The 12,048-nt window shown below is 67.6% G+C and carries 8 protein-coding genes; 6 read left to right on the forward strand and 2 right to left on the reverse strand.

The genetic code is table 11. The features are described 5' to 3' along the window. Positions 1-52 precede the first annotated feature (52 nt). Complete coding sequence (locus tag EV191_RS04900; protein ID WP_132875563.1) at positions 53-2,770, reverse strand: amidase family protein; 2,718 nt, start codon at positions 2,768-2,770, stop codon at positions 53-55. A 109-nt stretch (positions 2,771-2,879) separates the two neighbouring features. Between EV191_RS04900 and EV191_RS04905 the strand changes: the two genes are divergently transcribed. Genes EV191_RS04905 through EV191_RS04925 form a run of 5 tightly spaced genes read left to right on the forward strand, consistent with a single transcriptional unit; the run spans position 2,880 to position 9,509 of the window. After that, positions 2,880-3,725, forward strand: coding sequence for an FAD binding domain-containing protein (locus EV191_RS04905; protein ID WP_132875564.1), 846 nt, complete (start codon positions 2,880-2,882; stop codon positions 3,723-3,725). Further along, positions 3,722-6,103: a xanthine dehydrogenase family protein molybdopterin-binding subunit gene (locus EV191_RS04910; protein ID WP_132875565.1), complete on the forward strand. Its 2,382-nt coding sequence runs from the start codon at positions 3,722-3,724 to the stop codon at positions 6,101-6,103. The genes EV191_RS04905 and EV191_RS04910 overlap by 4 nt, the downstream gene beginning before the upstream one ends. Positions 6,104-6,106: 3 nt before the next feature. Beyond that, positions 6,107-6,598: a (2Fe-2S)-binding protein gene (locus tag EV191_RS04915; RefSeq protein WP_132875566.1), complete on the forward strand. Its 492-nt coding sequence runs from the start codon at positions 6,107-6,109 to the stop codon at positions 6,596-6,598. After that, the gene (locus EV191_RS04920) at positions 6,595-8,868 is read left to right on the forward strand and encodes a xanthine dehydrogenase family protein molybdopterin-binding subunit (protein ID WP_132875567.1); all 2,274 of its coding nucleotides are present in this window, start codon (positions 6,595-6,597) and stop codon (positions 8,866-8,868) included. Before EV191_RS04915 ends, EV191_RS04920 begins: the two co-directional genes overlap by 4 nt. Before the next feature lie 2 nt (positions 8,869-8,870). Further along, complete coding sequence (locus EV191_RS04925; RefSeq protein WP_132875568.1) at positions 8,871-9,509, forward strand: GntR family transcriptional regulator; 639 nt, start codon at positions 8,871-8,873, stop codon at positions 9,507-9,509. Between the two features lie 59 nt (positions 9,510-9,568). Here EV191_RS04925 and EV191_RS04930 read toward each other — a convergent pair whose 3' ends face one another. Beyond that, entirely contained in the window at positions 9,569-10,948 is a 1,380-nt protein-coding gene (locus EV191_RS04930) for an MFS transporter (RefSeq protein WP_132875569.1), read from the reverse strand. Positions 10,949-11,086: 138 nt separating this feature from the next. On the opposite strand from EV191_RS04930, the gene EV191_RS04935 reads away from it, so the two are divergent. Then, the gene (locus tag EV191_RS04935) at positions 11,087-12,010 is read left to right on the forward strand and encodes an alpha/beta fold hydrolase (RefSeq protein ID WP_243658747.1); all 924 of its coding nucleotides are present in this window, start codon (positions 11,087-11,089) and stop codon (positions 12,008-12,010) included. Positions 12,011-12,048: the final 38 nt, after the last annotated feature.

The following is a 12,048-nucleotide window of genomic DNA, read 5'->3' on the forward strand; positions in this document are numbered from 1 at the left end:
CACTCCTCCGCGTCGGTTTGATATTTGGTATACCAAACATCCCGCCTGTCTGCTACCCCGCGTTCCCGCTCGCCTGCTCGATCGACCCGGCAAGCAGGCACAACAACGATTCGGCATGCCGGGGACCGATCAGCTGGGCGCCCACCGGCAGCCCGTTCGCGGCCAGCCCAACCGGCACGGAGAGCGCGGGGAAGCCGGTCACCGAGGCGAGCCCGGTCAGCCGGACGTACGCGGCATCCACACTTTCCGGCCGATCGGCCAGCCGCACCTCGGTCGTCTCCGCTCGCGCGGCCGTTACCGGTACCGTTGGCAGTAGCAGCGCGGAAACCTGGCCGAAGGCAGCGTCCAGTTCGGACGTCACTTCGGCGGCAACTCCGCGCGCTCGCTGATAGTCCACATCGGATATCTCGCTGCCGGCGCGCAACCGCTCGACCGTCGCGCTGTCCAGCCCGGCCGGCTCCGCGCGATAGGTGTCCCACCACAGCTTCGCCGACTCGGCGAGCAGGATCGTGTACGCCGCGCCACGGGCATGCTGGCGAGCCGCCGGCAAGCGCAGCTCAACCAGTTCCGCACCGGCTGCCACCAACCGGTCGGCCGCGGCCGTGACCACCCGCGCTACCTCGGGCTCGACCCGATCCGCCCACAGCATCGCCGGCCAGCCAACGCGCAAACCGGCAACCGATTCCGGCACCGGCCGCACCTGGCCGCCGAGCTCGCCGTGCACCCGTAGGCAGTCCGCCGCGGTCCTGGCGATCGGGCCGACCGTATCCATGGACGGCGCGAGCGGCGTGAGCCCACGGGTATCGATCGCCCCGACCGTCGGACGCAATCCGGCGACCCCACACAGCGCGGCGGGCACCCGGATCGAACCACCGGTATCCGAACCGAGCGCGATATCGACGACGCCGGCGGCGACCGCGGCCGCCGAACCACCGCTCGAACCGCCGGCATCCCTTGCCGCGTCCCATGGGTTACCGCAGCCAGGAGTGCGCACCGACCAGGCGAGCGCCGGTGTGCTGGTCTGCCCGATCACCCGGTAGCCCGCGGCGTGTAGCCGGGCAACCGCGGCTGAATCAGCCTCGGCATCCCGCCAAGCGAACCCCGAGGTCCCGCTGCGCACGGGATGTCCCGCGATATCGAAAAGATCCTTCACCGCGATCGGTACACCTGGCAGCGCACGTGAATCGAAGACCGCGCTGAAGGCACCGAACTGATCCCGCGTGGCTCGCGCGCTCGCCAGTCCAGCTGGAGTGTCGAGTTCGGACCGCGCGATCTTACCCATCTGGTTGCGTGGCAGCGCATCGATAAAGTAGATCCGTTTCGGACATTTATACGGTGCGAGCAGTTCCCTGCAGTGCCCCAGCAGATCCGCTTCGGACACCTCGCCGGACGGCACCACCCAGCCGGTGACCTGCTCACCCCAGTGCGCATCGGCAAGTCCGGCAACAGCAGCCTCCCGGACCAGATCATGCTGCTCCAGGGCGAGCTCCACCTCGCGCGGGTAGACGTTCAGCCCGCCGGTGATGATCAGCTCCTTGGTGCGCCCGCGGATAACCAGATGCCCGCTCGCCGGGTCTAGCTGGCCGATGTCCCCGGTACGAAACCAGCCATCCGCGGTGAACGACTCGGCGGTCGCCTCGGGGTTGTGCCAGTAGCCTTCGAACACCTGCGGGCCACTCAGCTGGATCTCCCCGTCCACGCCGGATGGCTCGGCGGACTCACCGATCCGGACCAGCACCCCCGGCAGCGGGATACCCACGGTCTCCGCGCGCGCGGCCGCGTACGGGTTGGACACATCCAACCCCGTTTCGGTCGTTCCGTAACGCACCAGCGGCAACTGGCCGAAGGTGTCCGCGACCCGGCTGGCGAGCTGGGGGCTCAGCGGCGCCGAACCACATACACAGAGCCGTAAACCCGCGAAGTTTTCCGCCTGCTGGTCTACCAACCGTTCGTACATGGTCGGCACGGCGAACAACACCGTTGCCTCCCGCGCGGCCTCGGCAAGCACGGCAGGGTCGAAACGGGCGAACAGCCTGGCCCGGGAGCCGGCGATCAATGTGGCGTGCACCCCGCCCAGCCCGTGCTGGTGGAACAGCGGTAGGGCATGCACCAGCAGATCGTCGGCCGACCAGCGCCAGGCGAGCATCGCGGCCCTGATCGAGACCACCAGCTGCCGGTGGGTAAGCGGGACACCCTTGGGTTTGCCCGTGGTGCCGGAGGTATAGGCGAGCAGCGCGTTATCGTCCGGACCTGGCACGGGAGCTACCGGTTCGCCGGCCAGCTGCTCGGCAAGCGCGCCGAACTCGACCACTGGCAGATCCCCGAGCCGCCGCGCCGGTTCGGCGCCGGCGAAGGCAAGCACCGCGCCGGAATCCGTGCGCAGCTGGGCGAGCTCGGCCGCCGTATACGCCGGGTTGGCCAGCACCACTACCCCGCCAGCACGCAGGATCCCGAGATAACAGCGCACGAAGTCCAAACAGGACGGGCCGGCGAGCAGTACCCGATCTCCGGGCTCGATCCGCGAAGCCAACCAGCCCGCGATGCGTCCGGCAGCGTCGTCAAGCGAGCGGTGCGTGCTGGATTCCGTGTCGACCCGCAACGCGATCCGGTCGGGTACCGCCTCGGCGCTGCGCGCGGCGAGTTCCGGCAGGCTGGCCGCGCCAAGTTCGGCCAGCAGTGCCTCGGGGTCGGCGGTATCGGGAAGGTGCCGCCGCCACGCCGCGTGACTCCATTGCCGTCCGGATGTCTCCGGTAGCGCCCGATCGGTCACCCGCAACACCTCCTCGACGCAATTGAAATATGGTATACCAGAACTGTCGACCCGTTCGCCCGCGAACTGATCGACCTTGGCTCCTCGGCATCGGCAGGGAAGGAGTTCCGTGAAACCAGCGGCGTTCACCTACCACCGGGCCCATGACGTACGCGAGAGCATCGAGCTACTCACCGAGCTCGGCGAGGACGCGAAGATCCTCGCCGGTGGGCAGAGCCTCGCGCCGATGATGAACTTCCGGCTGGCCAGACCGAGCGCGCTGGTGGATATCACCAGGGTCACCGGGCTCGACTACCTGCGCCACGGCGCGGACGGGTTGCGGATCGGCGCACTCACCACGCACCGAACCGTGGAAACCGCCAGCGAGCTGGCTGGATTCGACGTACTACCCCGGTCGGCGCATTGGGTCGGGCACTACCCGATTCGTTGCAGGGGCACCTTCGGCGGCAGCATCGCGCATGCCGATCCGACCTCGGAGTGGTGTCTGCTCGCGGTACTTCTCGAGGCGAATATCGTGCTCGCCGGGCCGCGTGGCCAGCGCACGGTACCCGCGACCGAGTTCTTCCACGGATTCTTCGCCACCGCGGCCGAGCCGGACGAGCTGATCGTGGAGATACATTTTCCGGAACCCGCCAGGCAGGCCGCACTCACCGAGTTCGCCCAGCGACAGGGCGACTTCGCGATCGTCGCGGCAGCCGTCCGGCTATCCAGTGTGGACGGTCAGTGCACTGGCGGCAGGGTGGTGCTCGGTGGCGTGGACCCACGGCCACTCGTGGTGGATATCAGCAACGCGTTGGACGGTGCAGCCGTCACCGAGTCCACATGGGACGCGGTAGGTGAGCTGGTTGCCGGCCAGCTCGATCCACCCACCGACGCGCATGGCAGCGGCGCGTACCGCAAGCAGCTGGCCGCCACCCTGGTCGCGCGTGCTTTCGCCGAGGCGGCAGCCAGATGAGTGGGAACGCGCGCGAGCCACGTTTGGACACCACGGGCCGCTGGATCGGCGCCGCCCTCCCCCGCAAGGAAGACGGCCGGATGTTGCGCGGTGCGGGTCGGTTCGTGGCCGACCTCGACCGGCAGGGCACGCTGCACGCGTGTTTCGTCCGCAGCCCGTTCGGCGCGGCCACTATCGCCGGTATCGATGCCAGTGAAGCGCTGCGGCTGCCCGGTGTCCGTCAGGTGTGTACCGCGGCCGAACTGGGCTCGGCCGGCCTGTGCGCGGCGCTGGAACGCGACGAGTTCGTACCAACCACCATGCCGCTGCTCGCGGCGGACCAGGTTCGCTACGCCGGTGAACCGGTGGCCGTGGTGCTCGCGGACGATCCGTACGCCGCCGAGGACGGCGCGGAAGCGGTACAGGTCGACTACTCGCCACACCCCGCGGTCGCCGATCTCGGTGCCGCTCGAGACGGCCGGAGCGTGCACGATGCGCTCGCCCAGAACACCTTCGTCGATCTGACCATGTTCGACGATCCACGGCTCGACCAGATCTTCGACACCGCGCCGCTGGTACTGGACGAGGAGTTCAGCAGCGCCCGGCTTGCCGCGCTGCCCATGGAAGGCCGCGGCTGCCTCGCCGAGTGGGACGCGCGGGACGATCAGGTGGTCGTGCACATCTCCACGCAAGTGCCGCACCAGGTGCGTTCGGCCATCGCCCAGGCCCTGCGGCTACCAGAGCGGACGATCCGGGTGATCGCGCCGGATGTCGGCGGTGGCTTCGGGCTGAAATGCGTGGTCGGCAGGGAAGAAGTGGTCGCTGCCGCGCTGGCGAGCCGGTTTCGTACACCGGTCAAATGGATCGAGGATCGGCAGGAGAACCTGACCGCCTCGTTCCACGGGCATGAGCAGCATTACGCGGTCCGTGCGGCCTTCGGTTCGGACGGCCGCATCCTCGGGCTTGCCGCGGATATCCGCTGTGACGTGGGCGCTTACTCGGCATTCCCGTTCACCTGCGCGGTGGAACCACTGATGGCGACCACCGAACTGCCTGGGGCGTACAAGGTGCCCGCATACCGGGCGCGCGGCCGAGCAATCGCCACCAACAAGCCACCAACCGCGCCCTATCGCGGGGTTTCCCGGCCGCAGCTGGTGCTCGTGATGGAACGGCTGATGGAGATCGCGGCGACGCGCTTGGCACTTGACCCGCTCGAGGTGCGCCGGCGCAACCTGATCTCCCCCGGCGAGTTCCCCTACACCGGGGTCAACGACATCACCTACGACGAGGGCAGTTACCGGGAATCCTTGGACCGCGCGGAAAGCACCGCGCGGTCAGCTGGCTGGTACACCGAGCGGGATCGGTTGCGCGCGGCCGGCACGCCAGCTGGCATCGGCTTCGCCTGCTTCTCCGAGCGCACCGCCTACGGCACGCCAACGATGTCGCAGCGACAGATGGCCATGACTCCCGGCTACGACACGGCTCAGGTACGGATGGACCCGACCGGCGAGGTCATCGTGACCACCGGAACCTGTGGGCACGGCCAGGGACACGAAACGACCTTCGCCCAGATCGTCGCCGAACGCCTTGGCATCCACCCGGACCAGGTTCGGCTTCGCCAGGGCGATACCGACCTCGCCGCCTACGGCTGGGGTACCTTCGCCAGCCGGTCGATCGTGATCGGGGGCACCTCGGCACGGCGCGCGGCGGACGGCGTGGCCGCGCAGCTTCGCCGGATCGCCGCGCACCTGCTCGAAGCCGATGACTCCGATGTGGAACTGAACGAGGGGATGGCTCGGGTGCGCGGGGTGCCGGGTGCCGTGCTGCCCATCGCGGAACTGGCCAACACGGCGTACTTCCGGGCGCACGAACTACCACAGGACACCCCGCCGAACCTGACGGCAAGCGGGTACGCGGATCCACCGAGCACGTTCTCCAACGCCAGCCATGCCGCGCTGATCAGCGTGGACCCGGGCACCGGGGCAGTCAGGATCCACCGCTACCTGGTGGTCGAGGACTGCGGCGTGGTGATCAATCCGTTGGTGGTGGACGGGCAGGTACGCGGCGGGGTCGCCCAGGGAATCGCGGCCGCGCTGTACGAGCGACTGCTCTACGATGCGGACGCGCAGCCAGGCACCGCCTCGCTGATGGATTACCTGGCACCGACCGCGACCGAAGTGTGCACCGTGGACATCGAGCATCTACAGACGCCTTCCCAGTTCAATGAGAGCGGCGCGAAGGGGATGGGCGAGGGCGGCACCATCGGCGCGCCGGCAACCGTGCTGAACGCGGTGAACGACGCCTTGGCGGATACCGGTTCGCAGCTCAACGATATTCCCGTACTGCCAGAGAAGGTACTGACCGCGTTGCGCCGCGAGCGTGTTCCTGTTGGAGGATAAGCGATGAAGGACCAGCATCTGGTTTCGCTGACGGTCAACGGCGCCGAGCATGAGATCGTCGTGGAGGCGCGCCGCACGCTCGCTGACGTGCTGCGGCACGACCTCGGCTACACCGGTACCCATCTCGGCTGCGAGCACGGTATCTGCGGTGCCTGCACGGTTCTGCTCGACGACCAACCGGTACGGGCCTGCCTGGTCTTCGGCGTACAGGCGGACGGCTGCCAGATTCGTACCGTCGAAGGGTTGGCGGACGAGTCGGAACTGTCCGATCTGCAGCAGGCGTTCAGTGACCATCACGGTTTGCAGTGTGGTTTCTGCACACCAGGGTTCCTGATGCTCGCGGAGGCGTATCTGGCCGAATCGGACAGCACCGCCGATCCGGGGCAGGTGCGTACGGCGATGGCGTCGAACCTGTGCCGGTGCACCGGCTACCAGGGCATTGTGGACGCCGTCTGCGCGGTTGCCAAGCAACGCGGCAAAGCGGGCTCGCCGTGACCGCGATCGGGCAAAGCCTGCCGCGCAAGGAGGATCCGCGGTTGCTGCGCGGCGCCGGACGGTTCGGCGACGACCTGCAACGGCCCGGTCAGCTACACGCCAGGATCGTGCGTGCACCGCAGGCACACGGGGTGCTGCGGTCCGTGGACGTGTCCATGGCGGTCGCCGCGCCAGGGGTTGTCCGGGTGCTCACCGCGGCCGACCTGCCCGATGACCCGCGCATTCCGGTGCGGTTGACCGTGCAGGGCATCGAGCTCACCGAGCATCTGCAACCGGTACTCGCCAGGGAGACCGTCCGCTACGTCGGCGAACCGGTCGCGGTGGTGCTCGCCGAAGATCCCTACCTCGCCGAGGATGCCGCCGAGCTGGTCGCGCTGGACATCGATCAGCTGCCGGTCGCCATGGACGCGGACGCGGGCACGGTGGCCGCCGAGTTCGAGCTCGGTTTCGGGGACACCGATGCCGCCTTCGCCGAGGCGGAACACGTGGTAGAGCTGGACTTCGACGTGGGCAGGCACAGCGCGGTACCGCTGGAGCCGCGCACGTTGCTCGTCGAGCCTGATCGGGCCACCGGCGCGCTCGAGGTCTTCGGGATGACCAAGGTCCCGGTGTTCAACCGGGGCGTGCTGGCGTCCATGTTGGACATCGACGAGGCGCGGATCCGGGTACACGCGATGGACGCCGGGGGCGGGTTCGGGGTACGCGGCGAGTTCTACCCGGAGGACTTCCTCGTGGCCTGGCTCGCGCTGCACACCGGCCGGCCAGTGAAGTGGACCGAGGATCGGGCGGAACACCTGGTGGCGGTGAACCATTCCCGCCAGCAACAACACCGGATCAGCGCGGCCTTCGCCGCGGATGGTCGGCTGCTCGGGCTACGTGCTGACGTCGCGCACGACAACGGCGCGTACTGCCGAACACACGGCATCATCGTGCCGGAGTTGACCCTTGCCATGTTGCCCGGCCCGTACCGGGTGCCGGCCTATCGTGGGCGGATCGCGGTGGTACTGACCAACAAGACGCCGTGCGGCACCTACCGCGCTCCCGGCCGGTTCGAGGGCACCGTGGTGCGGGAGCAGCTGCTGGATATGGCGGCGGATCAGCTCGGTGTCGATCCGGTCCAGCTGCGCCGGCGTAACCTGCTCGAGCCGGCCGAACTGCCGCATACCCGCCCGATGAGTACCTTGGGCACCGATGTGGTGCTCGACGCCGCTGACTATCCGGGGTTGCTGGACGCGGCCGTCGCGGAGGCGAAACGGCTCGGCTACTACGCGCAGGTCGAGCAATCCCGCGCGGCTGGTAAGCGGGTCGGTCTCGGTGTGGCGATGTTCCTGGAGAAAAGTGGCCTTGGCCCGCAGGAGACCGCGGACGTTTCGGTCGGCACTTCTGGCGCGGTACGCGTGCATTCCGGCGGCACCTCGCTCGGGCAGGGCATCGAGACGGTGCTCGGCCAGATCACCGCGGACGGTCTCGGTGTATCGGCAGCCGACGTTACCGTGATCAACGGGGACACCGCGCTGCAGCCGTTCGGCGCCGGTTCCTGGGCTTCCCGTTCCACTGTGGTCGGCGGGGGTGCGGTACACGAAGCCGCGCTTGCCGTTCGAGAGCGGGCGATCGAGGTGGCCGCGCGGATCCTCGAGGTGGCCGTGGCGGATCTGACCTTGCACGATGGCGTCGTCGAGGTACGTGGCGCGCCTGGGCAGCGGGTTAGCCTTGCCGAGGTAGCGCGGGCATGCCAGCCGGGCAGCGCGTGGCTGTATGCGGGCGAGCCAGCGGGGTTGGCCGCGCGGCGCCGGTTCGAGGTTGCGCATATGACGTACCCGTACGGCGCGCATCTTGCTGTGGTCGAATTGGACGAACAGACCGGCGGGGTGCGCGTGCTGCGTTACCTGGTGGCTTATGAGGTGGGTAGGGCGATCAATCCGGAGCTGGTGCGGGGTCAGCTGATCGGTGGTGTGGCGCAGGGAGTCGGCGGCGCGCTTTCCGAGGAGTTCGGCTACGACGAGTCCGGCCAGCCGCAGGCGGTAACGTTCATGGACTACTTGATGCCGACCGCGGCGGAGATACCGGAGGTGGATGTGCTGGTGACGGAGAACGCGCCGTCGGCGGACAATCCGCTCGGAGCGAAGGGCGCGGGTGAGGGTGGGCTCACCGCGGCCGGCGCGGCACTGGCAAACGCGGTTCGAAATGCGCTTGGCGAGGCGGGTTCGGTGGCACGACTACCGATGACACCGGCCCGCGTTCGCGCGATGTTGGCAGGGGAAGCAGGTTAGTGATGTCCAGTCCGGATAGCGGGCAGCCAGTTAGTTTCGTGAGCAAGACGGATATGGTCGTCGCGCTCATTCGCGAGATGATCATTACGGGAGAGCTGCCGGAAGGTAAGCAGCTGCGGCAACGGGATCTGGCCGCTCGGTTCCAGGTCAGCCAGACGCCGGTGCGCGAGGCGATGCGCCGGTTGGAGTCCGAGGGTCTGCTGGTTGGTGATGCGCACCGCGGATTCACCGTGGTGGAGGCGGAACTCGGGCCGACTGAGGAGAACTTCCTGATCCGGGCGGTACTCGAGTCGCTTGGTGCTTCGATGGCGGCGCCAAAGATCAACCAGGAAGCGATAGCCACCCTGGAGCGGCTGAACGAGGAGATGCGGCAACTCGCCGAGGACGATCCGCGCTATGCCGAGCTGAACAGGGAGTTCCACTTTGTCATCTACGAGCACGCGCACTCACCCCTGCTGCTCTCGCTGATGCGGCTGCTCTGGCATTCGCTGCGCGGTGGCCCGAAGGTCGCGCGTACCCGGCAGGAGTCAGTCGCGCAGCACGCCAAGATCATCGACGCACTGCGCGCGGGTAACGCCGATGCCGCGTCCACCGCCACCTACCAGCACATCATGCACGTCAGCCACCTGGACCGCCCCTGAACCTCGCTAACCTTAAAGAACGCGGTCACGGCGCGTGCTTGCGTCGCGCGCTGGCACGGTTAGTGCACGGCGTCCTGGGTGGGCGGCTCGGAGCCGATCTCGTCCAGCTCACGCCCCTTGGTCTCCGGTGCGGCCACGGCCATCCACAACACCGCGAGACCAAGCAGCACACCGATCACCAGGAAGGTGAGCGGTAGCCCAAGATGCGGCCACAGCAGCGAACCGAAGATCAGCGGCACGAATCCCGCGCCGATCCGGCTTACCGTCGAAGCCCAGCCGAACCCACTGGCACGCAGCGCGGTCGGGTACAGCTCGGAAACATAGGCGTACAACGCGGGAATGGTCAGCTCGACGACGAAACCGAAGATCCCGATCCACCATTTCGCCGCGGTCGGCACGTCCAGCTGCACCGCGAACAGCACCAGCCCGACGGCGGCGAGCGGCCCGGAGAGCCCGATCACCCACTTCCGCCCGATGAGGTCCACCAACCAGGCCGATACCAGCACGCCGATGATGCCGACCGCGGTCATCAGGGTGGTGACCATGAACGCGGCGTACTCGCCGTAGCCCTGTTCGGTCAGGATGCTCGGCAGCCAGGTCAACGCCCCGTAGTACAACAGGAACACGGTCAGGAAGAGCGCCCAGGACACCGAGGTGATCTTCGGGCTGAACCGCCACAGCCCCTTCAACTGCTTGGCCACATTGGACACTGTGAGGCGCGGCGCGGGTTGCGCCTCGGGTAGCCGCCATTCGCCAACCGTGGCACCGGTGCGCTCGATCATCTGCTGGATCACCTTGCGCGCTTCCTCGCCACGTCCACGCCGGACCAAGTACATCGGCGATTCGGGGACCGAGAGCCTGATCCAGAACAACAGCAGCGCCGGCAGCACCATCATCAGCAGCATCATCCGCCAGTTATCGATGAACGTAACGGTGAGCAGCGCGGTGGAAACCACACCACACAGCGTGGCGCCAATCGGCCACCACACGTCCATCGCGGTCAGCACCCTGCCGCGCACCTTGGCCGGGGTGAACTCGCCGACCAGCGCATAGTCCACCGGGATGCACCCGCCCAGCCCGACACCGGCGAGGAAGCGGAAGGCACAGAAGGTAATGAAGTCCGGCGATAGCGCGCCGGCAACGGAGAACAGGGAGAACATCAGCAAGGTCAGGCTGAACGCGCGCTTGCGCCCGACGATGTCCGCGATACCGCCCCAGAGGAACGCGCCGAGCGCCATCCCGATCAGGTTGGACGTGCTGACCCACGCCGCTTCCCCTGTGGACAGTCCCCATTCCGCGGCGACGAGCGGCATCAGGAAACCATTCAGGGTGACATCCCAGGCGTCGAACATGAACCCGAGGCCACCGATCAAGAAGATCACGCCCTGCGTTTTCCATCGCCAGGGCAGCTCCTGCACTACCTGATCACCGGTTTTCATAGCCACGCCTCCTAGCCGCCAGGGGCAGAGTCAATCGGGCACACCGTGGTGACATTTGGTATATCAGCTGGTATACCATATTTCAACGGCTAACTTCGGGCTACGAGGTGCTTTAGCGATTCCGTTACAACTGCAGTCATGCACTACGCAGTCATGCACAACACGGAAGGGACAATCGCGGTGACCACAATCAGCACTGACGACGGCGTTGCACTGCACGTCGAGGACACCGGGACCGGCGAGCCGATCCTGTTCATCCACGAGTTCGCCGGCGATCACCGCAGCTGGGAACCGCAGGTTCGACACTTCTCGCAGACGCATCGCTGCCTCACCTATGCGGCACGCGGATACCCGCCATCGGATGTGCCCACCGAGGAGACCGCCTACTCGCAGGATCGCGCGGTCGCCGACGCGGTGGCGGTACTCGCGGGCGTGGGCATCGACCGCGCGCATATCGTCGGGCTGTCCATGGGCGGGTTCACCGCGCTGCACCTCGCGTTGCGGCATCCGGAGCTGGTGCGCTCCGCGGTGGTCGCCGGCACGGGGTACGGCGCACAGCCGGAACGGCAGGAGTCCTTCCGCGCCGAATGCGCGGCCACGGCGGCGGCCTTCGAACAGGAGGGTGCCGCCGAGGTAGCGAAGCGGTACTCGCTCGGCCCGGCGCGCGTGCAGTTCCAGAACAAGAACCCGCGTGGTTGGGCGGAGTTCGCCGGCGCGCTCGGGGAACATTCCTCGCTGGGTTCGGCGCTGACGATGCGTGGCGTGCAGTCCGGGCGACCTTCGTTGTATGCGCTTACCGAAGAACTGGCCGCCATCCGGGTGCCCGTGCTGATCCTGACTGGCGACGAGGACGAGGGCTGCCTGGAGCCGGATCTGATGCTCAAGCGCACTATTCCCACGGCTGGGCTCGCGGTGCTGCCGCGCACCGGGCATACCGCGAACCTCGAGGAGCCGGCGGTGTTCAACGCGACGGTGGACCGGTTCCTCAGCACCGTGGAGCGCGGCGCGTGGACCAGCAGGGATCCGCGCTCGCTGTCCTCCTCCACCACGGGTATGCGCTAACTGCCACCGCAAGATCCCTAAAGGTTGCGGTCACGGAG

The organism is Tamaricihabitans halophyticus (genome assembly GCF_004340875.1).
Lineage (GTDB): Bacteria > Actinomycetota > Actinomycetes > Mycobacteriales > Pseudonocardiaceae > Tamaricihabitans > Tamaricihabitans halophyticus.

Coding starts and splice junctions, on each gene's coding strand:
- EV191_RS04930 (WP_132875569.1), bottom strand. CDS start 10,948: ATGAAAACCGGTGATCAGGTAGTGCAGGAGCTGCCCTGGCGATGGAAA.
- EV191_RS04910 (WP_132875565.1), top strand. CDS start 3,722: ATGAGTGGGAACGCGCGCGAGCCACGTTTGGACACCACGGGCCGCTGG.
- EV191_RS04935 (WP_243658747.1), top strand. CDS start 11,087: ATGCACTACGCAGTCATGCACAACACGGAAGGGACAATCGCGGTGACC.
- EV191_RS04915 (WP_132875566.1), top strand. CDS start 6,107: ATGAAGGACCAGCATCTGGTTTCGCTGACGGTCAACGGCGCCGAGCAT.
- EV191_RS04925 (WP_132875568.1), top strand. CDS start 8,871: ATGTCCAGTCCGGATAGCGGGCAGCCAGTTAGTTTCGTGAGCAAGACG.